The organism is Winogradskyella flava (assembly GCF_014243395.1).
GTDB lineage: Bacteria > Bacteroidota > Bacteroidia > Flavobacteriales > Flavobacteriaceae > Winogradskyella > Winogradskyella flava.
The window spans coordinates 1,547,702-1,574,028 of sequence record NZ_JACLCP010000001.1 but is presented as its reverse complement, the minus strand read 5'-3'; the positions used below and the strand labels follow the sequence as shown (position 1 = coordinate 1,574,028).

The 26,327-nt window shown below is 35.4% G+C and carries 24 protein-coding genes; 11 read left to right on the top strand and 13 right to left on the bottom strand.

Features of this window, described 5'->3' with window-relative positions:
* Window positions 1-13: 13 nt before the first annotated feature.
* Window positions 14-904: a YitT family protein gene (locus H7F21_RS06705; protein WP_185788423.1), complete on the top strand. Its 891-nt coding sequence runs from the start codon at window positions 14-16 to the stop codon at window positions 902-904.
* Here H7F21_RS06705 and H7F21_RS06700 read toward each other — a convergent pair.
* The 3 genes from H7F21_RS06700 to H7F21_RS06690 form a co-directional block, all read right to left on the bottom strand.
* The gene (locus H7F21_RS06700) at window positions 901-1,125 is read right to left on the bottom strand and encodes a VF530 family protein (protein ID WP_185788422.1); all 225 of its coding nucleotides are present in this window, start codon (window positions 1,123-1,125) and stop codon (window positions 901-903) included. The genes H7F21_RS06705 and H7F21_RS06700 overlap by 4 nt on opposite strands.
* Before the next feature lie 66 nt (window positions 1,126-1,191).
* On the bottom strand, window positions 1,192-1,410 hold the full coding sequence (locus tag H7F21_RS06695) for a DUF6500 family protein (protein WP_185788421.1): 219 nt from the start codon (window positions 1,408-1,410) through the stop codon (window positions 1,192-1,194).
* Between the two features lie 3 nt (window positions 1,411-1,413).
* A complete protein-coding gene (locus H7F21_RS06690; RefSeq protein WP_185788420.1) occupies window positions 1,414-2,703 on the bottom strand; it encodes a DEAD/DEAH box helicase in 1,290 nt (429 codons plus the stop codon).
* A gap of 308 nt (window positions 2,704-3,011) precedes the next feature.
* On the opposite strand from H7F21_RS06690, the gene H7F21_RS06685 reads away from it, so the two are divergent.
* Window positions 3,012-3,431 carry an outer membrane insertion C- signal gene (locus H7F21_RS06685; RefSeq protein ID WP_185788419.1) on the top strand — a complete coding sequence of 140 codons (420 nt, stop codon included), beginning with the start codon at window positions 3,012-3,014 and terminating at the stop codon, window positions 3,429-3,431.
* On the opposite strand, the gene H7F21_RS06680 is transcribed toward H7F21_RS06685, so the two are convergent.
* From H7F21_RS06680 to H7F21_RS06660, 5 genes are all read right to left on the bottom strand, one after another.
* Window positions 3,428-4,105 (bottom strand): uracil-DNA glycosylase family protein, encoded by a 678-nt coding sequence (locus H7F21_RS06680; RefSeq protein ID WP_185788418.1) that lies wholly within the window; start codon window positions 4,103-4,105, stop codon window positions 3,428-3,430. The genes H7F21_RS06685 and H7F21_RS06680 overlap by 4 nt on opposite strands.
* On the bottom strand, window positions 4,105-4,830 hold the full coding sequence (locus tag H7F21_RS06675; RefSeq protein WP_185788417.1) for a hypothetical protein: 726 nt from the start codon (window positions 4,828-4,830) through the stop codon (window positions 4,105-4,107). The genes H7F21_RS06680 and H7F21_RS06675 overlap by 1 nt, the downstream gene beginning before the upstream one ends.
* Window positions 4,831-4,861: 31 nt before the next feature.
* Entirely contained in the window at window positions 4,862-5,620 is a 759-nt protein-coding gene (yaaA, locus tag H7F21_RS06670) for a peroxide stress protein YaaA (RefSeq protein ID WP_185788589.1), read from the bottom strand.
* Window positions 5,621-5,885: 265 nt separating this feature from the next.
* On the bottom strand, window positions 5,886-6,917 hold the full coding sequence (locus H7F21_RS06665) for an RluA family pseudouridine synthase (RefSeq protein ID WP_185788416.1): 1,032 nt from the start codon (window positions 6,915-6,917) through the stop codon (window positions 5,886-5,888).
* Window positions 6,918-6,922: 5 nt separating this feature from the next.
* The gene (locus H7F21_RS06660; RefSeq protein WP_185788415.1) at window positions 6,923-7,474 is read right to left on the bottom strand and encodes a PASTA domain-containing protein; all 552 of its coding nucleotides are present in this window, start codon (window positions 7,472-7,474) and stop codon (window positions 6,923-6,925) included.
* 135 nt (window positions 7,475-7,609) lie between these two features.
* On the opposite strand from H7F21_RS06660, the gene H7F21_RS06655 reads away from it, so the two are divergent.
* The 3 genes from H7F21_RS06655 to coaD all read left to right on the top strand — a co-directional run bounded on the left by H7F21_RS06655 (window position 7,610) and on the right by coaD (window position 9,766).
* Window positions 7,610-8,587: a D-alanine--D-alanine ligase gene (locus H7F21_RS06655; RefSeq protein WP_185788414.1), complete on the top strand. Its 978-nt coding sequence runs from the start codon at window positions 7,610-7,612 to the stop codon at window positions 8,585-8,587.
* A gap of 45 nt (window positions 8,588-8,632) precedes the next feature.
* Window positions 8,633-9,241, top strand: coding sequence for a zinc ribbon domain-containing protein (locus H7F21_RS06650; RefSeq protein ID WP_185788413.1), 609 nt, complete (start codon window positions 8,633-8,635; stop codon window positions 9,239-9,241).
* A 63-nt stretch (window positions 9,242-9,304) separates the two neighbouring features.
* Window positions 9,305-9,766, top strand: coding sequence for a pantetheine-phosphate adenylyltransferase (gene coaD, locus H7F21_RS06645; RefSeq protein WP_185788412.1), 462 nt, complete (start codon window positions 9,305-9,307; stop codon window positions 9,764-9,766).
* Between the two features lie 168 nt (window positions 9,767-9,934).
* On the opposite strand, the gene H7F21_RS06640 is transcribed toward coaD, so the two are convergent.
* Complete coding sequence (locus H7F21_RS06640) at window positions 9,935-10,885, bottom strand: GSCFA domain-containing protein (RefSeq protein WP_185788411.1); 951 nt, start codon at window positions 10,883-10,885, stop codon at window positions 9,935-9,937.
* A gap of 36 nt (window positions 10,886-10,921) precedes the next feature.
* Window positions 10,922-13,537: an alanine--tRNA ligase gene (gene alaS / locus H7F21_RS06635; protein WP_185788410.1), complete on the bottom strand. Its 2,616-nt coding sequence runs from the start codon at window positions 13,535-13,537 to the stop codon at window positions 10,922-10,924.
* Between the two features lie 227 nt (window positions 13,538-13,764).
* Here alaS and H7F21_RS06630 point away from each other — a divergent pair, with 227 nt between their 5' ends.
* Genes H7F21_RS06630 through H7F21_RS06610 form a run of 5 tightly spaced genes read left to right on the top strand, consistent with a single transcriptional unit; the run spans window position 13,765 to window position 16,956 of the window.
* Window positions 13,765-14,736, top strand: a complete 972-nt coding sequence (locus tag H7F21_RS06630) for a M23 family metallopeptidase (RefSeq protein ID WP_185788409.1) — start codon at window positions 13,765-13,767, stop codon at window positions 14,734-14,736.
* Window position 14,737: 1 nt separating this feature from the next.
* Window positions 14,738-15,067, top strand: coding sequence for a MerR family transcriptional regulator (locus H7F21_RS06625; RefSeq protein WP_185788408.1), 330 nt, complete (start codon window positions 14,738-14,740; stop codon window positions 15,065-15,067).
* Between the two features lie 12 nt (window positions 15,068-15,079).
* Window positions 15,080-15,679, top strand: coding sequence for a LemA family protein (locus H7F21_RS06620; protein WP_185788407.1), 600 nt, complete (start codon window positions 15,080-15,082; stop codon window positions 15,677-15,679).
* Window positions 15,680-15,688: 9 nt separating this feature from the next.
* Window positions 15,689-16,126, top strand: coding sequence for a TPM domain-containing protein (locus tag H7F21_RS06615; RefSeq protein WP_185788406.1), 438 nt, complete (start codon window positions 15,689-15,691; stop codon window positions 16,124-16,126).
* Window positions 16,126-16,956 (top strand): TPM domain-containing protein, encoded by an 831-nt coding sequence (locus tag H7F21_RS06610; protein WP_185788405.1) that lies wholly within the window; start codon window positions 16,126-16,128, stop codon window positions 16,954-16,956. The genes H7F21_RS06615 and H7F21_RS06610 overlap by 1 nt, the downstream gene beginning before the upstream one ends.
* A gap of 61 nt (window positions 16,957-17,017) precedes the next feature.
* Here the strand turns inward: H7F21_RS06610 and H7F21_RS06605 are convergent, their stop codons facing one another.
* From H7F21_RS06605 to der, 3 genes are all read right to left on the bottom strand, one after another.
* Window positions 17,018-19,798: an outer membrane beta-barrel protein gene (locus H7F21_RS06605; protein WP_185788404.1), complete on the bottom strand. Its 2,781-nt coding sequence runs from the start codon at window positions 19,796-19,798 to the stop codon at window positions 17,018-17,020.
* 100 nt (window positions 19,799-19,898) lie between these two features.
* A complete protein-coding gene (locus H7F21_RS06600) occupies window positions 19,899-22,337 on the bottom strand; it encodes a T9SS type B sorting domain-containing protein (RefSeq protein WP_185788403.1) in 2,439 nt (812 codons plus the stop codon).
* A gap of 15 nt (window positions 22,338-22,352) precedes the next feature.
* Window positions 22,353-23,657 (bottom strand): ribosome biogenesis GTPase Der, encoded by a 1,305-nt coding sequence (der, locus tag H7F21_RS06595; RefSeq protein WP_185788402.1) that lies wholly within the window; start codon window positions 23,655-23,657, stop codon window positions 22,353-22,355.
* Window positions 23,658-24,002: 345 nt separating this feature from the next.
* Here der and H7F21_RS06590 point away from each other — a divergent pair, with 345 nt between their 5' ends.
* Complete coding sequence (locus H7F21_RS06590; protein ID WP_185788401.1) at window positions 24,003-26,201, top strand: muramidase family protein; 2,199 nt, start codon at window positions 24,003-24,005, stop codon at window positions 26,199-26,201.
* The last annotated feature ends 126 nt before the right edge of the window (window positions 26,202-26,327 follow it).

Here is a 26,327-nt window from a genome sequence, read left to right as displayed (position 1 = left end):
ACAAAACTAACTCTTGAAAAACTCAAAAACACTCAAGCTCATATCAGAATACGGACAAATTGCTTTAGGTATCGTACTTGCTAGTATTGGACTAAAAGCATTTCTATTACCTAACGGTTTTTTAGATGGAGGAGTTACAGGTATTGCTCTATTGGTAAGCAGACTTGTAGACATTAATATCTCCATACTTCTTGTTGTATTTAGTATTCCGTTTTTAATTCTTGGTTATTATACGGTTTCCAAACGCATCGTTGTGAAGTCCATAGCAAGTATTTTAGGTTTGGCACTCTTTATTCACTTTGAAAACTTTGGAACCATAACAGATGATAAATTATTAATTTCAATTTTTGGCGGTTTGTTTTTAGGTGCCGGTATTGGTATTTCAATACGAAATGGTTCCGTGCTAGATGGCTCCGAAATTTTAGGGGTTTACTTAAATGATAAATTCGGTTTTAGCATTGGTCAAGTGATTCTATTGTTCAACATTATACTATTTAGCATTACAGCTTATGTCATTTCTATCGAAGTTGCGCTCTATTCTATTCTCACTTATATCGTTACCGCAAAGGTTACGGATCTCACCATCGAAGGGTTTGAAGATTTTATTGGAGTAACAATAGTTTCAAAAAAATATTTGGAGATTAAAGTGACCATTATGAAAGAGTTAGGAGCCGGTTTAACGACTTATAAAGGCTCTAAAGGTTTTGGAAGCCAAGGTGAACAGGAAGATTTTGATATTATTCATACCATCATCAACCGAATTGATATAAAAAAAATGCATCGAATTATTGACAGGATAGACGAAAATGCCTTTATTGTTGAGTTTGACGTCAATAATGTAAAAGGAGGTGTCTTACGACATTACTTGGATAAAAAGAAAAACAAGATATTACCGAAGATTTAAGGTCTTTTCTTTATCATGTTTAAGTACATGTTTTCAACCTTAGTTCGTGCCCAAGGTGTACGTCTTAAAAATTTTAAGCTAGATTTTACGGAAGGGTCGTGTGTAAAACAACGAATATTAATCTGATAACCCATATATTCCCAACCATAATGGGCTTGTAGTTCAGTGATGATCTGTTCTAGTTTCACGCCATGTAGTGGGTTGTTGGGTTGTTTGGACATCGTTGTTTCTGTCTGGTCGAACGGAGTCGAGACCTCATTAAAACCTCTCGACTCCGCTCGAGGTTACTATTTTGAAGTTTTAACCATTGTCTTAATCTTAACCGCCTTTTCAAAATGATCTAATTGATGGGTTTGTATCCACCAAGTTGCAGCCTCCATTAGTAATTTTGGATTATCGTTCTTGTTTTTAAAAAAGGCATAGAAAGAAATACCAACATTAGTGCTTTTCTGAGCAATTTTCTTATCACAAACTTCTATGATTTTAGCTTTTAAGGTTGGTGACATTACTTACCGTCTATTATCGTTATTGCGTCTTCGATTCTTATTTCTATTTCTGTTTCGGTTAGAATTGGTAGTGTTTCCAGAATTTCTAGGACTAGAATTATTTCGTCCTTGATTTCTATTTCTATTCTGTCCAGGCTTAATAGGTTCTGTAGATGCATTTGGGTCTGGCTCAAAGCCCTCAATGATTTCAACATCAATAGGCATACCTATCAGCTTTTCAATACTTCTCAAATAACTAATCTCATCTGCACTTACTAACGAAATAGCTTGCCCACTTGCTCCTGCTCTACCTGTTCTACCAATTCTATGAACGTAATCTTCAGAAATATTAGGTAATTCAAAATTCACCACATGCGGCAATAACGGAATATCTAATCCACGTGCTGCAATATCTGTAGCTACCAACACGCGTATCGAATTATTTTTAAATCCAGCTAAAGCTTTTGTTCTCGCGCCTTGGCTTTTATTACCATGAATTGCAGCTGCAGTAATACCTGCGCTAATCATTTTCTTGGTTAATCTATTGGCACCATGTTTTGTGCGTGTAAAGACCAATACTTGTTTCCAATCACCATCAGAAATAAGCTTTATAATTAAGCCCGTTTTTTTGTTCTTAGCAACACGATGTACTTTCTGATCTATAATCTCCACCGCTGTATTCTCTGGTGTCGCTTCAACTTGAACTGGGTTATTTAAAATAGAATAGGCCAGTTTTTTAATATCCTTAGAAAATGTTGCTGAGAACATTAAATTCTGTCGTTTACTAGGTATTAATTTCATGACACGTTCAATATCACGCAGAAAACCCATATCTAGCATACGATCTGCTTCATCTAAAACAAATATTTCTACGCGCCTCAACGATAACAACCCTTGGCTTTCTAAATCAATCAATCGACCAGGTGTAGCCACCAGAACATCGACACCTTGTCTTAACTTTGACACTTGTGGCTTTTGGTTTACACCACCGAAAATTACCGCACTCCTGATATCTAAAAACTCACTATATTCTTTGACGTTAGCATACACTTGAGCCGCCAATTCTCTTGTAGGCGTTAAGACTAATGCGCGTATTGGCCTGTGCTTTTGAACTGGGTTTTTAGATAGTAAATGAAGCATTGGCAATGTAAAACCAGCTGTTTTACCAGTACCTGTTTGTGCTGAGGCCAGGATGTCTTTCCCATCTAAAATTGGTGGAATCGCTTTGGCTTGAATGGGTGATGGCGTTTCGTATCCTTTTTTACTAACAGCTTCTAATAGAGGCTCAGATAAGCCCAATGATTTAAATGACATACATCGTATTTAGTTAAGATGAATATCGTTGCAAATCTCACCTCTTTTAATTGGGGGCAAGGTACAGCTAATTTTGGTGTTGAAACCTAAAATAACACGCATTTTATAATTTATGTTCTAAGCCAGTTCGCATGGTTTTTAGATACGAAAAATCGTACTTCGACTGCACTCGGCAGAACTATCGAGAACTTCTTCATAAGTTGAAGCTATTATTCTAGGTTGATTTTAATATAAATTCAAAAATTATTTGGATTACACCTAGGCTTTTATAGCTTTACCACATATTAAAAAACTAAATAATCATAATTATGAGGATCATCGTCTTAGGTTTAGTCCTATTATTATCTACGACTATAAACGCACAAGAAATAGGTGTAAGATTTGGTGAGGTTACAGGAAACAATATTGCTGTTGATGGTGTATTTGAATTTGATGGCAGTCGTATTCATGCTAATGTTTCTTTTGGTGACGGTCTTGGTTTGGATGCGCTATACGATTTTATTTATGAGTCCTTAGAGGATGAATTGTATTGGTATGCTGGTGTTGGTGCATCAACGTTCATCGAAGATGATTTTAATCTTGGTGTGAGTGGCGAAATTGGTTTGGAATATCAATTTGATAGTGCGCCAATTGTTATAGGTTTTGATTATAGACCAACCTTTTGGATTATTGATGATACTAGTTTTAAATGGGATGGTTTTGGCGTAAATGTACGCTATCGCTTTTAGAAGAACTCTCTATACTGCATTACCCGAAAATCGAACGTATTAAAACTTGGATCTTTTGTCTTTAACTGCTTGAATAATGGCATTCTACTAATTGAAATGTTTGCTGCACCAGAACCTGAAGTTAAGGATACCGTTTTCATAGTTCTGAGAGATCCTGAGGCAGGATCAGGATGGCAAAGTGAAAATTGATGAATTCTCGGAACTTCATTATTGACTACTTCTAATTTTAAACCATAGTCTTTTAAATGCTTTCTAAAAAAGTATTCTGGGCCGTTTTTACTATTCCCACCAGTGAATAGTATAGTTTCGATACTAGGAAACTGTTTGAGATAACTAACAATATCTCTTAACTTTATATTTTGCATACCTAAATCTGAAGCATCTATTTTTTCGCGCTCGGCACTTTCTACAATATCACAAACACCTATTTTATGACTAATTAAAAACTGTTTGCGTTGTTCTATGGCCTCTAATGAATTATCATAACGCAAATCAAGATTATGGATTTTATCAATAAACAACCATAAGGAATTATAATAACTTCCATAGCAGAAATTCACATCCTTTTTTAACAATTCCCCAGTTGAAAATCTTGGAGGAGGCAGGGTACCAACAATAAGTTTTTTAGTGTCCTTTGGAATAAAAGGTTCATAAGGATGTTTGTGAAAAAACATTATAATGTTTTCAATAAACGTTCTACCTCATTGACGGTATTTTTGTAGATACGTCGGTTAGGTTTTGTCATATGCTCTGACTCTGAAGAAATTTCTTCAAGCAGTTCTTTTGCTTCAGAAACTCTACTATTAGCAAGATAAAACTTAGCCAGTTCTAAACGTTCATTATAATTGGAATAAGGTCTATCTATTTGTTTTAATTGTTCTTCCGCCTTATCAACCTGGCCCAGTTCTCTCAAAGCTAAACCATAACAAAATTGTTGTTTAGAACCTTTAAATTGAGACTTATCGATAATCTTTTCAGCATATTCTGCAACACCAACATAGTCTTCAAGTTGAAAATAACATAGCACCAATTGCTGTATGGCATACAAATCATTCTGATCTATATCGTTTAACGTATGCTTATAATTATGTATGGCATTTGGCATATCACCATTATCGACATAGGCATCTGCCAATGCAATTCTGTTTGCATATGTATCTGAAAATTCCAGTTTCTTTTCTAAGTCACGAATCTTCTTCGTTGGATTTATTATCGATACTATTTCGTTCTGAATTTTTTCAGCATCTCTTTTATTATAAATATTGGTAATAAAGTAAATTATAGGACCAACAATGGGAATGAAGAATACCAAGAAATACCAGTAATATGGTTTCCTGTTTTTATAAATATGATATAAACAATAGCCCTGAATGGCAATAACTAAATAATAGCGAATCATACAAGATTGGTTAACTTCTGAAAGATAACAACTATCTTACAAAAACCAATTCTTTTTCAGAAGACAGACTGTCACTAAAACCATAACCTTCATAATTAAAGCTCTTTACATCATCCAAAGTCTTAGCATCGGTATCTATAATATAGCGCGTCATTAAGCCACGCGCTAACTTCGCAAATATGGCTATCATCTTATATTCGCCATTTTTAAACTCTTTAAAAACAATATTAATAACAGGTACCTTTAAGGCTTTAGTATCAATAGCTTTAAAGTATTCGTTACTTGCTAAATTCAAGAACAGTTCGTCATCTTCTAACTCGTCATTCAATGTTTGGGTGACCTTCTTCTTCCAGAATTCATAAAGGTTTTTGTTTTTTCCAACTGGCATTCTGGTACCCATTTCCAAACGATAAGGCTGAATTAAATCCAAAGGCTTTAAAATACCATATAGCCCAGATATGATCCTAACTGTATCTTGTACCTTATCTAGTTTTTCAGTGTCAATGGAATAGGCATCTAGACCTCTATATACATCACCACTAAAGGCGTACAAGGCTTGTCTAGCATTATCTTTTGTAAAAGGCAATTGCCATTCTTGATTACGTTCATAATTCAATTGCCCTAGGTTGTCTGAGATATGCATTAGCTTAGATAAGCTTTTTGCGGATTTCTTCTTCAACAATTTATTTAAACGCTCGGCTTCGGCTAAAAAACAACTTTCAGTAGTCTTAATTGTAGGCAATTTACTTTCAAAATCTAAGGATTTCGCTGGTGATAATACGAGTTTCATATAAAGGCCCACGACAGTGGGTATTTCATTATAGGTTAAACAAATTTCTTTTTCCATGGTAAAAATACGATGGAAATTGGCCAGATTCAAGCAGAGATCAAAACTTATTTTGATAGTGGCATAAGGGATGTCTATTATTTAGATTCTTAGATTCCCAGATATATGATAGGCAGAAACAAGCTCAGTATGACAAAATTTAATTCACGATATAGAGATCAATCAATAGTTTCGTTCTTCAACTAAGAGATTACTGAGTTCGCGGGAATTAGCTTTGATGCTTTGCATAACCTCGCCATTTCTCTATACATTGTTGCATATCTTCTGGTACTTCTGTAGAAAAACTCAACCACTTTCCAGTTATGGGATGCTCAAAACCAAGTGTTTTTGCATGTAAGGCTTGCCTAGGCAGCACTTTAAAACAATTTTCTACAAACTGTTTGTATTTGGTAAATGTCGTGCCTTTTAAGATTTTTTCACCGCCATAGCGTTCGTCATTAAATAATGTATGACCAATATGCTTCATGTGGACCCGAATCTGATGTGTACGTCCTGTTTCTAGTTTACAACTCACTAAAGTCACATAGCCTAAACGCTCTAAAACACTATAATGTGTTATTGCTGGTTTACCCTTGTATGCCTCGTCACCTTCATAAACCGTATTTTGTAATCTGTTCTTGGGGTGGCGACCAATATGTCCTTCTACTGTGCCCTCATCTTCATTCATATTTCCCCAAACCAACGCAACATATTCACGCTCACTGGTCTTTTCAGCAAACTGGTTAGACAAATGAGCCATGGCTTGTTCAGTTTTAGCGACGACCAATAAACCACTCGTGTCTTTATCTATGCGATGGACCAAACCAGGTCTGTCACTAGAGTTATTTGGTAAGTTTTCAAAATGAAATATCAACCCATTGATTAAAGTTCCTGAATAGTTACCATGACCTGGATGCACCACCATGCCAGCTGGCTTGTTGACAACAAGTAAATCATCATCTTCATAAACAATATCAATAGGAATGTCTTCAGCAACCAACAAATGCTCATGTGGCGGATGCTCAAACTTTACAGTGATTTGATCATTAGGTTTAACCTTGTAGTTGGATTTTACATTACTGCCATTGACAAAAATACTACCGTCTTTTGCTGCTTGTTGGATTTTATTGCGTGTTGCATTCTCAACAAAATTCATTAAATATTTATCGATGCGAAGTGGCTGTTGACCTTTCTCTACCTTAAAAGCATAATGCTCATAAAGCTCATCATCTTGATTGGAGTCATCAACAATAGTGCTCATAGTATTTAGCGTTTACCGTTACCTAATACTAGGTCTATGGTAGAAGTCAATGGTAGCATTGCACCAGGTTTCAGGGTTTCACCATTATGTTTCATGCCTAAAACTACATCTTTGCCAATGTTATCAATATAAGTGATCTCACCAATTTTAAACTCTAAAGCCTGTAATTGTGGTTTGGCTTGTCTAAACGTGCGCTTTAATACATTAGGCACTTCAACTTTGCGGTAGCCTGAAGGGTTTAATATGAGATAAATCTTTCTGTTTTCCTTGACTTGAGAACCAGCAATAGGATCTTGTTCTATAACCGAATATTTAGGGTAATTAGGATTATAATTTGCCGAGTCTTGAATTTCCATTGCCAAATCATTGTCAGCCAATTCTATTTTTACCGTCTCTATAGATTTACCTTTAAGGTCTGGTACGACAACAAACTCGCCGTGGTTAGTTGTAATATTCAACCACTTGAGCATTATAAAACTCAATACCACGATGGCCACAATAGCTAAGGCCAATTGCTTCAAAAAGACCTTACTTGTAATAAACTTAACAAAACTCATAAGCTAGATAATTGTTGACAAAACTAATAAATTATAACGTTATACAAACGTATTAAATTTAATATACGTATCAATACCTGATATTGTTTATTCAAAATAAATGATACTTTTACATTACAGCATTTAAATTAAAGCATGAAAAAAAATATTGCCATCATTATGGGAGGTTACTCTAGCGAATATCAAATTTCGTTAAAGAGTGGTAACGTGGTATATAACACTTTGAATAAGATAAAGTACAATGCGTATCGCATTCATATTTTTAAGGATAAATGGGTATTTGTAAATGACATGGATGAAGAATTCCCTGTAGATAAGAATGATTTTTCCGTTATGGTCAATGAAACTAGAATTACCTTTGATTGTGTCTTTAATGCCATACATGGCTCTCCAGGCGAAGACGGTTTTATGCAAGGCTATTTTGAATTAATTGGTATGCCACATACCAGTTGCAATATGTATCAAGCTGCATTAACATTCAATAAAAGGGATTTGCTGGCATCGCTGAAACCTTATGGTATTAAAACCGCAGAGAGTTTTTATCTGAATCTAGGGGATGCCATTGATGAGGATGCCATTGTAGCCAAAGTGGGTTTACCTTGTTTTGTAAAAGCCAATAAAGCTGGAAGTAGTTTTGGGATTTCTAAAGTTTATAAAAAAGAAAACTTAAAGTCAGCCATTGAGAACTCCTTTAAGGAAGATAATGAGATCATAATCGAACAATTTTTAGACGGTGTTGAAGTTTCAGTTGGTGTTATTTCCTATAACGGCGAAACCAAGGTTTTACCAATAACTGAGATCGTTTCTGAAAATGATTTTTTTGACTATGCTGCAAAATATGAAGGAAAATCTCAGGAAATAACACCTGCTCGTATTTCTAAGGATTACGAAGAAAAAACAAGAACCATGGCTAAGAAAATCTATGAGGTTTTAGGCATGACGGGGTTTTCCCGAAGTGAGTTTATATTTAAAAACGACGAGCCTTATCTTCTTGAAATGAATACCGTTCCTGGCCTAACCAATGAAAGTATTTTACCACAACAAGCTCATGAAGCTGGCATTAGCATGGAAAACTTGTTTCATAATGCTATTGAGGAGGCGTTGAAAAAATAATTTCTATATTTAATCCTTACTTATCTAACCAATCAATAACTTTTTATGATTTTTTATGGAACTAATGCCTCAAGATTAAAAGACGGACGCTTAAGTAATGTAATTTGCCCTAACTGTAACGAGCAAACATCAATGACTTACAGTGTATTTGGCAAATACGCCTATATTTATTGGATACCAATCTTTCCCTTGGGAAAAACCAATGTCCTAGAGTGTAATAACTGCAAGAGAACCTACAAATTAAAAGAACTCCCGCAACAAATTCAGCAAAAATTTGAGCTAGAAAAACATACTGGTGTACCTATAAAACACTTTGCTGGAATTGGCGTTATAGCTCTGATTATTGCAGGTATAAGCTACTCTAGTTTTAAACATAAAGAAGATGAAGCTAAATATATTGTGGATCCAATGATTGGCGATGTATATAGCACAGAAACAACATCTTCAGGCTACTTTACAACAGCAAAAGTAGCCAAAGTAACCAATGATAGTGTTTTTGTAATTTTCAATGACTACGAAATTGACAAAAAGCATAGTACGAGTGAAATAGATAAGGCTGAAAATTATAAAACCGAAAACATGGAAGGTTACACGCTTAATGAATTGCAACAACTTTACAAGGATGAAGTCATATACAATATTGAAAGGGATTAATATCCTTACCTTTGTTAGAGTTTAAATAGATTCCCACGTTTGCGGAATGACAAAACATTGTGAATGAGAAGAGCCATTTTTCCGGGATCCTTTGACCCAATTACCAACGGACACTATGATATTGTACAACGAGGTGTTAAACTTTTTGACGAAGTAGTCGTTGCTATTGGTGTCAATGCAGATAAGAAATATATGTTTTCTCTTGAGGAACGTCAATCCTTTATTGAAAAATCTTTTAAGGATGAGCCCAAGGTAAAAGTTGTGACTTATCAAGGTCTTACTATTGATTTTTGCAAAGATATTGATGCGCAATTCATCTTAAGAGGGCTTCGAAATCCTGCTGATTTTGAATTCGAAAAAGCCATTGCCCACACCAATAGAAAGCTTTCTAAAATTGAAACAGTGTTTTTATTGACCGCCGCCAAAACATCTTTTATTTCGTCATCGATTGTAAGGGATGTTATTAGAAATAATGGCGATTATACACAGCTTGTTCCCGAAAGTGTTGTAGTTAAAAATATTTGACTTAACCTTATTTAAAAACATCATCTGCCTTTGTAAAACAAAAACAAATGATGTTCAAAAATTGATTAATAGCTTATAGAAGTTATAACTATTTAGAGTCGAATAGCATTCTTTTCGATATATAGAAAGTTTCAAAGTTTAAACGTATTTGCTACGTAATAATATTCCTCAAAATGATATATGAGGATACCTTTCGCAGACATCATCAATCTCATTTTTAAGCTTCTCCAAGAACTGTTGATGCGCTTCTGAATGAGGGTTGAAAGGTCGGTGCGATTTTTTAGTCTGAATAGACGCCACTAGTTCCGAGGTTTCCAAAGCCTCTTGCGATAACCAAACCGTTTTAAATTTTTCCCAGATATAATCTATCGCCAATTCATTGGGGTGAATCATATCAGAATTATAGAAGCGATAATCCCTTAACTCGTCCATGACGATTTCGTAAGATGGAAAATAATACAACTGGTTTCTTGCGTCAATAACCTGATGAATTGCAGCTATTAAATGCGACTTGCTTCGTGTATTCTCAACAAAGCCATCTTTTAAATGCCTGACTGGCGATACCGTAAAGACGAAGTTTACTTTTGGATTAACGCTCCTAATTAAAGTTATAATAGCTTCAAGCGACTCGGTAATTTGCTCTACAGAAAGGAGCTCTTTTAAAAATTGTTTATGAGGTAACTTATGACAATTAGCAACAAATTTATCTGAGGAAATATGCCTGTAAATCCAACCCGTACCCAAGGTGATTATGATATGGTTTGATGCGTTGAGTTGCTTATTCGTTTGGTCTAAAAACTCATTTAGGTTGGATAACAGCTCCTCCGCTGAAACACCATTCAATTTTGAATGCGCATCTAAACAACTCCATTGTTCGTTATGAAAAATAAGCTCATCCTCTGTATAATGATCTTTATTGATAGCTCGTGCAACAAGATTTTCAATAGCCAATGGATGGAATAATATTCCAAAAGGGTTTATTGTACTCTGAAACTTATGATATTCAAATTTGCTTCCAATATGTTCTGAAAAACAGGAACCCAACAACAGTATCTTTGAATTATAATCAATTTGATCATGCTGTTGTGGCTCTAATTTTATATTGGTCTGCAGTTTCATGTTATGGAATCCTGAAATAAGTTCAGAATGACAATTTTATTCAATATATGCTTTACCTGCATTCAATGCCTCCTCAATGCCAGCAGGATGCTTTCCTCCTGCAGTCGCGAAGAATGGTTGTCCACCGCCACCACCTTGAATATATTTACCCAATTCCCTTACGATGGCTCCTGCATTCAAGTCTTTACTCGCTACCAATTCTTTTGAGATGTAACAAGATAGAACAGCCTTACCATTATGTTCTGCTCCAAATAACAAGAACAAATTATCAAACTGGCTTCCCAATTCAAAACAGACATCTTTTATACCTCCAGCATCTAAATCTAGCTTCTTAGCCAGAAACTTTACACCATTAATTTCAGTTAACTCACTCTTAAGTTCTCCTTTAATATTTTTAGCTTTATCTTTTAGTAAGTTCTCTATCTGTTTTTTTAAATCTGCATTTTCAGCTTGTAGACTTTTTAAAGCCTTTATTGGTTCCTTCGAGTTATTCAGTAGATCTCTCATTTCAAAATAAGCTCTGTTGTTTTCAAAATAGAAATCTTTTACTGCATCATTAGTAATTGCTTCAATACGACGAATTCCAGCAGCTACAGCACCTTCCGAAGTAATTTTAAAGTGCCAAATATCCCCAGTATTTTTAACATGAGTACCACCACAAAGTTCTATGGATTGTCCAAAGCGGATTGTACGCACTGCATCTCCATATTTCTCTCCGAATAAAGACATCGCACCATCTGCAATTGCCTCATCTTTAGGTACATTTCGTTTTTCCTCAAGAGGAAGCTTTCCTTCAATACGTGAGTTCACAAAGTTTTCGACATCTCTTAATTCTTCAATAGTCAATTTGGAAAAATGCGAAAAATCAAAGCGCAAATATTTAGAATGCACAGCTGAACCTTTTTGCTCAACATGTGTTCCTAGAACTTCTCGTAATGCCTGATGTAATAAATGGGTAGCTGTATGATTGCATTCTGTTCTGTAGCGCTGTTTAGCATCCACAACAGCTTTAAAAGTTTCATTGATATGCTCTGGTAAACTTTTAGTGAAATGGATAATGACATTATTCTCTTTCTTGGTATCCACGATATAAATCGTATCTCCATGAACATCTTGTAAATAACCTTTGTCACCTACTTGTCCTCCTCCTTCAGCATAAAATGGTGTAAGATTAAATACTAACTGATACATATCACCATCTTTCTTGGAAGACACTTTTCTATATCGGGTTATTTTCACATTAGATTCAAGAGCATCGTACCCTATAAATTCTTGTTCTGCATCATCGATTAGTATAGTCCAGTCGTCGGTTGACATTTCACTCGCTTTACGCGACCTATCTTTTTGAACTTGCAAGTGCTTCTCAAAACCTTTCTCATCCAGTTTTAAATTCTTCTCAGACAGAATCAAAGCCGTCAAATCTATTGGAAACCCATAAGTATCGTATAATTCAAAAGCCTTTTCACCAGAAACAGTATTGCCTTTGGTTTCTTCAACAATGCGATTCAGTAGAATCAACCCTTGCTCTAGAGTTCTTAAAAAAGAAGCTTCTTCTTCCTTAATTACATTTTCAATTAATTGTTTTTGAGCTTTTAGTTCTGGGAATGCAGTTCCCATTTTTTTACTCAAAACATCAACCAAGCGATATATAAAAGGTTCTTTCTTATCTAAAAAAGTAAAGCCGTATCTCACAGCACGACGCAAAATTCTTCGAATCACGTAACCTGCACCGGTATTACTCGGTAACTGACCATCTGCGATTGAAAATGCTACCGCTCTTACATGATCTGATATGACACGAATGGCAACATCTACTTTTTCATCTTTACCATAGTCTTTATTAGTAATGGCCTCTACCTCCCGAATAATTGGCGTAAATACATCTGTATTATAGTTGGACTGTACACCTTGAAGTACCATGCACAAACGCTCAAACCCCATTCCAGTATCAATGTGCTTATTAGGTAAACTTTCAAGGGAACCATTCGCCTTACGGTTGTACTGCATAAACACCAAGTTCCAGATTTCCACAACTTGCGGATGATCCATATTAACTAAGGATTTTCCATCAACTTTAGCTTTCTCTTCAGCACAACGAATATCAACATGTATTTCACTACAAGGACCACAAGGTCCTTGCTCTCCCATCTCCCAGAAATTATCTTTCTTATTCCCCTTAAGAATCCGATCTTCAGGAATAAATGTTTTCCATAAGTCATAAGCTTCTTGATCCATTTTTAGATTATCAGCGTCATCACTTCCTTCAAAAACAGTCACATATAGAATGTCTTTGTTAATGCCATAGACTTCTGTCAATAATTCCCAAGCCCAAGCAATAGCCTCTCTTTTAAAGTAATCTCCAAAACTCCAATTACCCAACATCTCAAAAAGCGTATGGTGATAAGTGTCATAGCCCACTTCCTCTAAATCATTATGCTTACCTGATACCCGCAGGCATTTTTGAGAATCTGCAATTCTATTTTGCTTAGGTTCTGCATTGCCCAAGAAATATTCCTTAAATGGGGCCATACCAGAATTAACAAACATTAAAGTAGGATCATCCTTGAGTACCATTGGTGCAGACGGCACAATAAGGTGCTTTTTGCCTTCAAAAAAATTTAAGAACTTATTACGAATATCTTGAGATGTCATATAATGAATTATAGCTTGTTTCGTTTATATTATTACAATTGCAAAACAATCTTTATATTTTCTCTGTCATTTTTTATTTAATTTTATGGTCAGAGAGAACCTACCTCAATTATTTCCACTTTATTAATTCAATTTAAAATGGAAATATTTTTGTAGGTTTGAAAGTTCAGCAATTCTTATAGACACGTTAAGTGCTTATTTGCTGCAAAAATAGTATAAATTCGAACATGGCTAAGGTAAAATATTATTACGATGCAGAAACGCTTTCGTATCGTAAAATAAAGCGCAAAAAAAGAACAACGTTTAAATATATTGTTGTTTTCTTATTGGCTGCTGCATTATTTGGTTTCTTGTCCTTCGCAATTTCCAGTAATTATATAGAATCTCCTAAGGAACGTCAGCTAACACGAGAATTACAAAACATGGAATTGCAGTATCAATTACTTGATAAGCGCATGGATGACGCCATTGCGGCTTTGGAAAATGTAGAAGAACGTGACAATGCCATTTACAGATTATATTTTGAATCTAATCCAATACCAGAGGAACAACGACGTGCAGGTTTTGGAGGTATTAACCGTTATAAAAAATTTGAAGGCTTCGACAACTCCCAAATGATAGCCGAAAGTAATAAACGACTAGACATCCTAGAGAAAGCTATTGTTGTACAATCAAAATCTTTGGATGAAATAGCAAAACTTGCAGAAGACAAAGAAAAGTTTTTAGAAGCTATTCCTGCTATACAACCTGTAAGTAATGAAAGTTTAACCCGTATGGCTTCTGGTTATGGCTACAGAACTGATCCGTTTACCAAAGTGAGGAAATTTCATTTTGGAATGGACTTTACAGCACCTAGAGGAACACCTATTTATGCCACAGGAGATGGCGTAGTAAAACGCGCAGATAATGGATCTTCTGGATTTGGCAACCATATTAGAATAGATCATGGCTATGGCTATATGTCTTTGTATGCCCACCTCTACAAATATAATGTCAAAGTAAATCAGCGTGTAAAGCGAGGAGATGTCATTGGTTTTGTAGGAAGTACAGGTCGTTCCGAAGCACCTCATCTGCACTACGAAGTGCATAAAGATGGTGAACGCATTAACCCAATCAACTTCTATTATGGTAACCTATCTGCAGCTGAGTTTAATGTATTACTCAGAAAAGCTTCATTAGAAAACCAATCCCTCGATTAAGATGCATATAGAGTTACCAGAAAAACGATATTATGGCATTGGCGAAGTCGCCAAGGCTTTCAACGTCAATGCTTCACTAATCCGGTTCTGGGAAAAGGAGTTTGATGTCATAAAACCAAAGAAAAATGCCAAGGGTAATCGAAAGTTTACACCTGAAGACATTAAAAACTTAAAATTTATATATCATCTTGTAAAGGAAAGGGGCTTTACATTAGAAGGGGCTAAAATCCATTTGAAAGAGGAGAAAAAACAGTCCTTAGATAAATTTGAAATTATTGAAAAGCTTGAAGACATTAAGGCACAACTAATTAAAATTAAAACTCAACTTTAAAACTAACTAATCATGAAAAAATGGCTAATCCCTTTAATCGTAATTGCAATAATAGGTTTTGGAATCTATAATTGGGCTGTAGGATTTAACAATACAGCAGTAGAATATGAAGCAGATGCTAAAACAGCTTGGTCTAATGTAGAGAGCACCTATCAGCGAAGAAATGATCTGATTGGCAATTTAATAAAAACCGTTCAGGGTGCTGCAGACTTTGAAAGAACAACTTTAAGAGAAGTTATAGAAGCAAGAGCAAAAGCTACATCTACAACTATTGATGCAAGTAATATTACTTCCGAAAACATAGCGCAGTTTCAACAAGCTCAAAGTGGTTTGACAGGAGCGCTTTCCAAATTATTGGTGTCTGTTGAACGTTATCCTGAATTAAAAGCCAATCAAAACTTTTTAGAATTGCAGAGTCAATTAGAAGGTACCGAAAATCGCATTAATATAGCTAGAGATAAGTATAACGAAACGGTTAATATCTACGACAAACACACAACCAAATTCCCAGGTAAGATTCTCGCAGGATGGTTTGGCTTTGAAGAAATGCCTCGTTACAAAGCAGACCCTGGAAGTGAAAAAAATCCTGATGCGAGTTTTGAATTTAACTAATATTTAGTCATGCCCTATATTGAAGATTTCCTTACAACTCAAGAAGAACAGGAAATCATTGAAGCCATTCGTATTGCAGAACGAGAGACCTCTGGTGAAATTCGTGTGCACATAGAACAAAATTGTGATGTGGATGTATACGAACATGCGCTAGACGTATTTCATATCCTAAAAATGGATAATACCAAAGAACAAAACGGTGTATTAATTTATGTTGCCGTAGATAATAAGTCGTTTGTGATTTTTGGAGACCATGGCATAAATAATTGTGTAGGGGTAGATTTCTGGAATTCTACACGTGATAAAATTGCCATTCAATTTAAAATTGGAAACTTTAAGCAAGGTTTGATTGATGGTATCAAAGAAGCTGGTGAAGTACTTTCCAACTATTTTCCTTGGAATCATGGTGATAGAAACGAATTAGATAATACAATTTCTAAGGGGTAATGCAACAACTAAAACACATAGCATTCGTTATTTTTCTAGTAAGCATTTCTAGCGTTTTTGCACAATATGAAATTCCGCCTAAACCTAAAGATTCAAAACAGCATTTCGTTTACGATTATACCGATTTACTTTCAAAAAGAGATAGTATATCACTTAATTTAAAGCTCAGAACATATGCTGACACGACCTCTACCCAAGTTGTTGTGGCAATTATTAGCTCAACTCAGGGTGAATATATTAACTATTTAGGGGCTCAATGGGGAGAAAAATGGCGAATTGGACAAGAAAATGAAGATAATGGCATATTAATCCTTTTAGCCAAGGATGATCGTAAAATTGGCATTAATACTGGTAAAGGTGTTGAGCATTTACTAACAGATGCTATAAGTAAACGTATTATTAATAGAGATATCATTCCATACTTTAAGCGTAATGATTACTACGGAGGTCTAAATAGAGCAACTGATGCTATTTTTGAAGTTATGAATGGTGAGTATCAAGGCACACGCCAAAATAACGCTACTGATTTTCCCTTTGAAATTTTTATTATCCTATTTATAATTTTTATCATCTTCATCATTGCAATTTCCAAAAGAAGAGGCGGTGGAAGAGGTGGTCGAGGCGGTGGTAGAAATGAAGATGCAAGAAGCATTCTTGAAGCTATCATTTTGAGTAATATGGGACGAGGAAGTTATTCCAGAGGATCATCATCTGGTGGTTTTGGTGGCTTTGGAGGCAGCTCTGGTGGCGGAAGTTTTGGTGGCGACGGATTCGGTGGCGGCTTTGGAGGTGGAAGTTTTGGTGGTGGAGGTGCCTCTGGTGGATGGTAAAGCAGATTGTCCATTGGCCATTTCCAAAAAGCGGAAAGTAAAAACCAACAAATTTTAGACGCTAGTTAAAAAAGAAAAAGCCGTCGTCATTATTTTCACCTTTCTTACCTAAACTATTGAACTTATAGCTAAAGCTAAGCATAAAGTATTGCTGTAATACAGTACTTTCTCTATCTTCAATAAAATCTTGATTTGCGATTCGCCTGGCATTGGTATTCTGGTTTAATAGATCATACACCTTCAAGGTAATCAAACCTTTATCCTTAAAAACAGAATAAGCTAAAGTCGAATTCCAAAACCAAGCACTTTTTTGAAAACCATCGGCAACATTAGGATTATAGTTAAAACTAATATCATTGCGCCATTCTAGTTGTTTGGGCAGAAATGTGGCAGTTCTTAAGCCCGCCGTATGTGTCGTAAACTGAATATCCTCAAAAGCATCAATATCAAAAGCATTGTTCGTAAAAGTAGGTCTGTAATACGGTTTAAACTCTAACACTTTTTCCCATAAAAATTCCAGACCTAAGTTGGGCGAAAATGTAGATACTTTACTCGAATATTGCACGTCATTGTTAAAATTAATTCTATTGTTAAAGTTATATCGAGAACCAATCCTAAACTTAAAAGTACGCAAAGAATCTATTTTAAAATCCTTACTGTAATTAGCAGAAACACTATACGAGTAATTGCCATCAACATTATCATAAGTTGTGGTTCGTCTTAAAGTTTCAGGATCTACAGATGTTCTCGCAATAACTTGGTTATTGGTTATACTTCCATTAAAATTGGCATAAAATCCAGTACGCTTTTGCCAGTCAAAACCACTATAACCACCATAAAAATTATGCCTATTTGATGGCGCTAGGTTTGGATTACCCTCTACTATATTCAGCGGATTGGACACATCTGTAAAGGCTTGCAATTGACGAATTCCAGGAGGGCTATTTGTTAACCTATGCCCCATATAAATTGAAGATTTTGGACTAAATCGATAATTAAAATTATATATAGTCTGAAAATTTCTAAACGTGCGTGCTACGTTAAACTGCGGTCGGAGCAAGTCTGAATTCTCAAGTGTTCTTATATTATACCCTACTCTTAGTCCTACTGACCATTTTTCACCTCTGTAGGTGACTCCAACCTCAGGTATGGATTGGGTATCTCCATATTCAAAATCAGTACTTAATTCCGTATTAAAATCCGTAAAGTCTTGATCAGTCGCGTTAAAATCAAAAGTGCTCTGTCTATTTTTAGACTTGTTTAAATCGTAGCGATAACGAATATCTGTAAAGAATTTTTTGGCAATGATAGCATAGCGATATCTAAACTGGGCATTAACTCCATAGCTGTTGTTTTCACCATCAGTAAACTGATCTCTTACAATAGTTTCTGGATTATCACCAAAAATCTCTGTAACAGAATTTATAAAATCGTCACTATCTTGTTGGCTCACACTATTCTCTAATTGAATTCTAACAAAAGCACCTCGACTTCCAAATCGTTTAGTAGCAGTTATGTCGTTATTAAACTCTCTTGCAAAACTTTCAACATTAGAACTAACATCAGACTGATTTGTGAGTACTAAATCGTCATCGAATGTTTCATCTTGGCTATTAAAAGCCGTTCTATTTTGAGAATAACTGAATGAGGGCTCAATATTAATTTGAAATGTAGAATCTGTCTCAATCTCCAATTCTAGATTGTAATTATGACTATCGTTATCGTTTATACTTCTTGATGTAGAATTGCTAAAAAAACGTGAGTCGGATAAAATCGTTTCTCGCTCTGAAGATGATTCATTCTCAGAACTGCTCGAAGCATAAAAATAGTCACTAGAAATTTCGGTATTGTTCCCTATTTGATCTGCATAATTTACACCAACATTTTGCGATGTGGTAATACCTTGTCCACCACCAAAAGAGCGACCACCAACTGCAAAGGATCCATTGCTATTAAAACTGATGCCGCCGCCTCGACCAAACATTTTACTTATTTCACCAAAACTAAATCCTGGTGAGTTGGTATTGTTTCCACCTGCTAAAACACTAATCCGTCTTTCATTATCAAAAAAATTAATCATACCAGCAAATTCATAACGCTTATCTGTACCAGCTCCAGCAGCGACACGCCCAAAAACACCTCTATTGTTTTCCTCCTTAATGGTGAGATTGATGGTCTTATTTTCTTTATCACCTTCTTCTCCAGTAAAGGCTTCAGCATTAGTTTTAGTATCTACAACTTGAATTTTCTCAATAATATCCTTAGTCAGATTCTTTGTGGTTATCGTGGGGTCATTACCAAAAAAGGGTTTCCCATTCACCAATATCTTATTGACGCTCTTTCCATTAACCGTAATATTACCCTCATCATCAACCTCAACACCTGGTAGCACCTTTAGTAAGTCTTCAACCGTTGCATCTTTTTTGGTCTTAAATGATTTTACATTAAACTCTAAGGTATCTTTTTTAATGGTAATTGGAGCAGTTGATTTTACGAGAACCTCATCTAGTTTATTATCTACTTGCATCAAAACCGTTTTTAAGTAGATTTTTTCCCTGTCAATGTTTAGTTTCTTAAGATAAGTAGCATAACCGACAAAGGAAACATAGAAGTTTAAGCTATCGTCATAGGTAGTCCCTTTAAGCTGAAACTTTCCTTCTTTGTCTGAGATCGTATAAGAAACAACACTGCTATCTTTAGTCCGTTCAACATATACAGTTGCGGACTCCAAAGGGAGTTTGGTATCCTCTGCTTGGATGTTTCCAGTAATTTCAAATGATTTCTCTTGGGAATAAGAAAATAGTGTAAATAGAAACGTAAAAACTAAAGCTAGTTTTTTCATTAAGATTGATTGATGGTCGGTTGATTTTTAATTGTCATTTTCTAGAACGCAAGAAAAATAGAATTCCTATGAATTTTCTTAAAAGAATTATAAATTTCATTTATCGCTTTAAAGTGAAGTGCCCCCTAAATGTTCTGCCGTCAAGAAGTTTGGCTACAAACCAATAGTCATCTGTTGGCAACAATATTCCATTGTAAGTACCATTCCATTTTGGGTTATTTTCATTTAGGACAGTAATCATCTTACCATAACGATTAAATATCTCGATGCTACCAGTTGCAGGAAACTGCGATGAAACGCCTTTAATTTGCCAAGTATCATTTTCACCATCACCATTTGGTGTGAAAAATTTTGGAAACCCTAATACCGAAATGTCTTCGGAAACTATACCACAGTTAGCTTTAACATCCTTAACATAAACTGTATGAATGCCAGGAGGTACATTTTCAAAAACATTCGACTCTTGATATATTCCATTTTCATTATCCAAGGCATATAAATAATCACCCTCACCCGAAACCAATATAGTAATGGTATTGTTTTCCGAAAGATCGGTGATATCAACAGTTTCAATTATAGCTGCACTAGATGGCCTCACAACAATAGTTCTTCTGTTGGTGCATCCAGCAGGTTTGGTAACAAAAACTTCATAAGTCCCTACTTCATTAATATCTACACTGATCGTAGTCTCTCCTGTTGACCACTCATAGGCATAATTATTTGGAATATCATCTATGATACCTCCATCCAGAGCCATCGTTTGAGGATAGGTATTTAAACAATAATAAACTTCTTCGTATTGGGTTATATTAGGCAAGTCCTTTACAGTTAAGTTCACCTGATTTATGGCATAACATGTAGTATCGATATCAACTCTGGCATAAACTGTCTGAAAATAGGCAACCTCGTTAAAGTAATCTTCAGTGATTTCGTTAATTTTCAGCAAGGCTTCATTATAGGTCACATAATAACCAATATTGGCATTAACTGGAGCGTTTTCCAGTATTTGAGCGTCTGCTTCTGTTAGGTCGAAAAAAGCAAAGCCATCGACTATAAAATCGTCACAAACTTCAAGACTAGCCGTGGTATCATTAGAAGAATTCACCTGCAATGTTACTTCGGAACTACTATAACAACCAGAAAACTCATCAAATACTTTAGCATAAACTATCTGATAATTATTGGTGTTTATATAATCATCACCATCAATTTGATTGATTAAATTTTCGTCCTCGTAAAAAGTGATATCCCAAATAGGCACGACTTGTCCCTCCTCATTCCTAACAATATCGTCCGTATAATTGTTTAGGTTAAAACTAGAGACGCCATCTAACGTTTCATCGTCACATTGCACTATAGTGATGTCATTAGCTATCGGAGATGCATATACATTCACAGTAACTGGAATCCTATTGCCATCAGTACAACCATCAAACAAAGGTAAAATATAATATGTAGTTGTAGTATCAATGTAACTTTCATATGATAAGCCCGTGTTTATGACATCGACAGAGCTTGGCGCATCATACCACAACACCTGGTTCGTATTTGTTTCCAGATTAACTTGGGCGACGCCTTCATCACATAAGCTATTTGTGGATATGTCAGTTTTGGGCATAACAATAATTGTACTTGCTGAAACATTAATCGTAGGATCTCCATCCATCCCACCAAATTCTACGATGTAACCTTTTGGATGATATGGGCTAGCTGGATCCGTTGAACCTGTTACAGTTAAATCATTCCATGAACCTAAAACACCAATATTCGGGTCTGTAATATGTGCATAATCTTCATCTCCAAGATTGTTAGGTTCACCATTATTCCAAAATTCAAACATACCATCAGGTGCACTTCCACTAACAGTTCCATTCCAAAAAACTTGTCCTGCTTCTGGTCCTGATTCCCATCGCCAAACGCCCTCACTTAACTGATCTGAACCTCCTATCCAACCCGTACCTTGCGCCTGTTCTCCTGTTAACTGTACCTCTTCCGCCGTGGTAATTGTAGCCAAATAGCCTTGCAAACCAAAATAGGTCTGTTGTGAAGCTGCTTCCAAAGCCTCAGCCCAGCTAATACCAATGTCAGAAACATAAATATAATAATGACCTGTTGCAGGTAGAAAATTAGCTTGACCAAGATTAATGGAAAAAAACTTATCCTGAGTGAAATTACTTTCAGACGTTTGAAAACGCACATCTGCGATGGCATTTTCGAATTCTGCAAAAGTAGCTGGACCAGATAAAGTTAACAAACCTTCACCCGTAGACCAAGATGCCGAAATATTAGGGTGTGAACCCTCTAAGAACATTACATCGCTGCCCAAAGTGTATCCAGTAGCAATCTGTACAAAAATCTCGTCCAACATACTTTCCCCAGAAGTATCGGAAATAGATACTTGCGTCACAATAGGCATTGGATCATCTCCACAGAAAAATTGATTACCTGTAGCAGTTATATTTGGTGGATTTTGCGCCAACGCATATTGGCATAGCACCGCAAAGACCAGATAAAAGATATGAAGCCTTATTCTTAACATAGCATTGTAAAAATACTATTTTTTACGCATGTACACACTAACGGGAACACCAGTAAAATCAAAATGATCTCGCAACTGATTTTCCAAAAATCGTTTATAAGGCTCTTTTACATATTGTGGTAAATTACAGAAAAACGCAAATTGTGGTTGTGGCGTCGGCAATTGCATGATATATTTTATTTTAACATACTTGCCCTTATACGCAGGTGGGGGATTACTTTCAATAATTGGTAATAGCACATCATTGAGAACACTTGTTTTAATGCGCTTTGTTCTGTTTTTATAAACTTCTACAGCGGTTTCAATAGCCTTAAAAATTCGCTGCTTGTTGAGTACGGAAATGAATACAATGGGCACGTCTGTAAATGGAGCTATTTCCTTTCTAATATGTTGCTCAAATTCCTTAGCTGTTTTGGTTTCCTTTTCTACCAAATCCCATTTGTTCACAAGAATTACAATGCCTTTCCTATTGCGTTCTGCCAACCAAAAAATATTCTGTACCTGTCCATCGAATCCTCGAGTAGCGTCAACCACCAAAAGACAAACATCACTATGTTCGATAGCTCTTACACTTCGCATTACAGAGTAGAATTCCAAATCCTCCTTAACTTTTGATTTTCTGCGAATCCCGGCAGTATCCACCAAGTTAAACTCAAAACCAAAACGATTGTATTTAGTATCAATAGAATCTCTTGTTGTACCAGCAATATCTGTCACTATGTATCGCTCCTCACCTATTAATGCATTTATAAAAGATGACTTGCCAGCATTCGGTCTTCCTACTACCGCAAAACGAGGTAACTGTTCTTCTTCCAGCTCCTCTTTTTCTGGTAAAGCTTCAACAACAGCATCTAATAAATCTCCCGTGCCGCTTCCATTGATACTAGCGATGGTAAAATATTCCCCTAAACCAAGTGCATAAAATTCTACTGCATCTTCCGCTCTCTTATTGTTATCCACCTTATTTACGACCAAAAACACAGGCTTATCTACTTTTCTAAGCAAATTTGCTACATCTTCATCCATACCAGTTACGCCAGCTTCTACATCTACCATAAAAATGATAGCATCAGCTTCATCAATGGCCAATTCTACTTGCTTATCAATTTCTGCTTCAAACACATCATCACTGCCAACGACATATCCACCTGTATCAATTAAGGAAAACTCCTTTCCGTTCCAATCGGTTTTACCGTAATGACGATCTCTGGTCACACCACTAACCGCATCAACAATAGCCTCTCGTCTTTTAATCAAACGATTAAAAAATGTGGACTTTCCAACATTTGGACGACCTACTACGGCTACAATATTTCCCATCGAATTTTATTTAGGGCACAAAGATAGTATATACTTTATAGTTTTACTGGACTAAAGGCCACTTTTCAATGAAATTATTGGCTACATTTTTTTCAGAAGAAATTGATCTTTAAACTGTTAATATCATGTTGATAACAAGTATTGGTTTAAAATCTACAGCCCATATTTTTAGTAATTTTAACCTACATTAAACATAAGTAATTATTTACACAATTACACTTTAAGAAATAGGCATCTACAAGACAATAGCCCCTTGTTGAATAGGTGCATTTGCTTATATAAGTGTTTACGTATTTTTCTTGCTACGATAAATACCGATTGGTAAAAATAAATTTTAGAATAAGGATGGGGAGACTTTTTACGCTTATCATAATTTTCATTTTAAGCTCAAAATTTACTATAGCTCAAGAGAACATTATTGATCATCCCATAAAAAAAGGCGAAAGTGTTTATGTAATCTCCAAAAAATATGGCGTTAGTATGAATGCCATCTTCCAACTGAATCCTGGTTCTGAAGATGTGATTTATGCAGGTAGAACCCTAAAGATACCAATGCCCAATTCATCCAATAGTAATACTGTCACCTCAGAAAATAAAATCACCAACTACGAAGTAAAACGCGGTGAAACTAAATCTGGCCTCTCTAAACGATTTGGAGTTAGCATAGCGATGCTAGAGCAACAAAATCCTCACATTATTAGAATGTTACAGGCTGGACATATTATTAATGTCGATAAAACCATAAGGGAAGAAGAACGAGTTAATGAGGGCGAACATCGTGTTGTAAAAGGTGAAACACTCTGGGGAATTTCGAGGAGATATGGTGTTAGTGTTGAACAACTTACTGACGTCAATGCAAGTCAACTTTCAGAATTTTTACAGATAGGGCAAGTTTTGACTATTCCAGATAAAAACAACGTCTATCAAAATCCAGGTGAATACTTAGTAAAGCGAGGAGATACAAAATTTGAGTTGGCCAAACGATTCAATATGACCATTGACCAACTAGAGGAACAAAACCCTCACATTATAGATATGCTAATGGCTGGCCATTTAATAGATATCGAAAAGCCAATTAACAACAATGAGGATACTCTGGCGGAAGTTGAAGCCAACGAAAACAGTACAGACCAACCATTAACAGAAAATAATCGTGATGAAGACGGGTTAAATTCAGCAGATGTTGTGGCCGAAACTACCGATTCAAATACTACGAAAGTAGATTCAACGAATACACAATATGTGGACTATATCATAAAACCAAAAGAAACCCTCTTTAGTCTATCCAGAAAAGCCGACATGACGATAGATCAGTTAACAACATTAAATCCAAAATTATCAACAGCTGTAAATGCCGGTGACATTATAAAAATGCCACGTGAAGCTACAAGTGATTCAGTTGTTACTAATGATAATTCTGAGTCTACAAAAGAAGATGTAGTTGCGTCGACTAATACAGAAACTAACAAAAATGACGCACTATATTCTAGTTTAAATATCGACAAAGCTAATGGCCTCTACTTCTATACACCTTTCTCTAGCGAGGAACTTCGATCTTCTGAATTGAGAGAAGAAATGGTGAATAGCAATAGTGACTACCAAAGGTTTATAGACTTTTTCCAAGGTGCGCAAATTGCTATTGATTCTGCTAAAGCCTTAAATTTAAATTTTGAAATTACCTTAATTAAAAATAATAATCTAAAGCAAGGATTAAATATTGAAAGTGATTACGAAAAAAATGCTGTTCTAGTTCCTTTTTTAGAAAATGGCAACAACTATCCTGAAATAATTTCTAACCAGTCGCTTTCTATAATCGATATAGAATCAAATATTAATTCAGCTGGTAACAATACACTTCTTAAGGCGATGCCTCCTTATGATATTCAAAAGCGAAAAACACTTGATTATATTTCTAATCAAGATGCGCAAGTCATCGTTGTTAGTGACTTGGAAGAAGCTCAAAACAAAGGCTTAATTCAACAAGCTATTCCTAATGCGAAGTTCTTAAAAGTAGATAATGCCGGTTTTTTTGAAACTAACGCATTGCAAGATGCTCTAGATAGCAATAAACTTAACTATGTCATATTGGACAGTGAAAAAACCATAGTTTTCCTTAATACAACGACGGCTTTAATGAATCAGCTTGCCGATTATGACATTCAACTGGTCTTAATGGAAACTTCACTTCTGCCTAAACAAAATGAAGTTTCTAAAATGCGCTACCGTATTCTAAAGTTGATTTTCCCATCAATAATGTATCCAGAAATTAATAATGCTAAAACTGATTTTGAAATAACATATAGAGACATATATGATGTCGCTCCCACGCGATCAGCAGTATTAGGCTTTAACGTCACCTTAGATATACTGTTGAGAATATCTCAAAACACATCTTTTGAGAATACCTTTGAAACCATTACATCAGAGCATTCTCATCTTAAGTTTGAATACAAAAAAACCAATAAAAATATCTACTCAAATACTAGTTTATATCTAATGCAGTATGATTCAAATGAGGGTATAACGGTACTTAAAAATAGATAAAATACATGAAAAAGTAAGAAATTACATTCAAAATTAAAGTTTTATTTTGTTAAGTCAACGCTATTTATATATATTTGTTTCCCCTCTATTATGCGATTTAGCAAGAAAACATAATAATAATTGAAC

What these genes read in the sequence shown, in the direction of transcription:
- H7F21_RS06700 (WP_185788422.1), bottom strand. Translation starts at nt 1,125, where the DNA reads ATGTCCAAACAACCCAACAACCCACTACATGGCGTGAAACTAGAACAG.
- H7F21_RS06695 (WP_185788421.1), bottom strand. Translation starts at nt 1,410, where the DNA reads ATGTCACCAACCTTAAAAGCTAAAATCATAGAAGTTTGTGATAAGAAA.
- H7F21_RS06690 (WP_185788420.1), bottom strand. Translation starts at nt 2,703, where the DNA reads ATGTCATTTAAATCATTGGGCTTATCTGAGCCTCTATTAGAAGCTGTT.
- H7F21_RS06685 (WP_185788419.1), top strand. Translation starts at nt 3,012, where the DNA reads ATGAGGATCATCGTCTTAGGTTTAGTCCTATTATTATCTACGACTATA.
- H7F21_RS06680 (WP_185788418.1), bottom strand. Translation starts at nt 4,105, where the DNA reads ATGTTTTTTCACAAACATCCTTATGAACCTTTTATTCCAAAGGACACT.
- H7F21_RS06675 (WP_185788417.1), bottom strand. Translation starts at nt 4,830, where the DNA reads ATGATTCGCTATTATTTAGTTATTGCCATTCAGGGCTATTGTTTATAT.
- yaaA (WP_185788589.1), bottom strand. Translation starts at nt 5,620, where the DNA reads ATGAAACTCGTATTATCACCAGCGAAATCCTTAGATTTTGAAAGTAAA.
- H7F21_RS06665 (WP_185788416.1), bottom strand. Translation starts at nt 6,917, where the DNA reads ATGAGCACTATTGTTGATGACTCCAATCAAGATGATGAGCTTTATGAG.
- H7F21_RS06660 (WP_185788415.1), bottom strand. Translation starts at nt 7,474, where the DNA reads ATGAGTTTTGTTAAGTTTATTACAAGTAAGGTCTTTTTGAAGCAATTG.
- H7F21_RS06655 (WP_185788414.1), top strand. Translation starts at nt 7,610, where the DNA reads ATGAAAAAAAATATTGCCATCATTATGGGAGGTTACTCTAGCGAATAT.
- H7F21_RS06650 (WP_185788413.1), top strand. Translation starts at nt 8,633, where the DNA reads ATGATTTTTTATGGAACTAATGCCTCAAGATTAAAAGACGGACGCTTA.
- coaD (WP_185788412.1), top strand. Translation starts at nt 9,305, where the DNA reads ATGAGAAGAGCCATTTTTCCGGGATCCTTTGACCCAATTACCAACGGA.
- H7F21_RS06640 (WP_185788411.1), bottom strand. Translation starts at nt 10,885, where the DNA reads ATGAAACTGCAGACCAATATAAAATTAGAGCCACAACAGCATGATCAA.
- alaS (WP_185788410.1), bottom strand. Translation starts at nt 13,537, where the DNA reads ATGACATCTCAAGATATTCGTAATAAGTTCTTAAATTTTTTTGAAGGC.
- H7F21_RS06630 (WP_185788409.1), top strand. Translation starts at nt 13,765, where the DNA reads ATGGCTAAGGTAAAATATTATTACGATGCAGAAACGCTTTCGTATCGT.
- H7F21_RS06625 (WP_185788408.1), top strand. Translation starts at nt 14,738, where the DNA reads ATGCATATAGAGTTACCAGAAAAACGATATTATGGCATTGGCGAAGTC.
- H7F21_RS06620 (WP_185788407.1), top strand. Translation starts at nt 15,080, where the DNA reads ATGAAAAAATGGCTAATCCCTTTAATCGTAATTGCAATAATAGGTTTT.
- H7F21_RS06615 (WP_185788406.1), top strand. Translation starts at nt 15,689, where the DNA reads ATGCCCTATATTGAAGATTTCCTTACAACTCAAGAAGAACAGGAAATC.
- H7F21_RS06610 (WP_185788405.1), top strand. Translation starts at nt 16,126, where the DNA reads ATGCAACAACTAAAACACATAGCATTCGTTATTTTTCTAGTAAGCATT.
- H7F21_RS06605 (WP_185788404.1), bottom strand. Translation starts at nt 19,798, where the DNA reads ATGAAAAAACTAGCTTTAGTTTTTACGTTTCTATTTACACTATTTTCT.
- H7F21_RS06600 (WP_185788403.1), bottom strand. Translation starts at nt 22,337, where the DNA reads ATGTTAAGAATAAGGCTTCATATCTTTTATCTGGTCTTTGCGGTGCTA.
- der (WP_185788402.1), bottom strand. Translation starts at nt 23,657, where the DNA reads ATGGGAAATATTGTAGCCGTAGTAGGTCGTCCAAATGTTGGAAAGTCC.
- H7F21_RS06590 (WP_185788401.1), top strand. Translation starts at nt 24,003, where the DNA reads ATGGGGAGACTTTTTACGCTTATCATAATTTTCATTTTAAGCTCAAAA.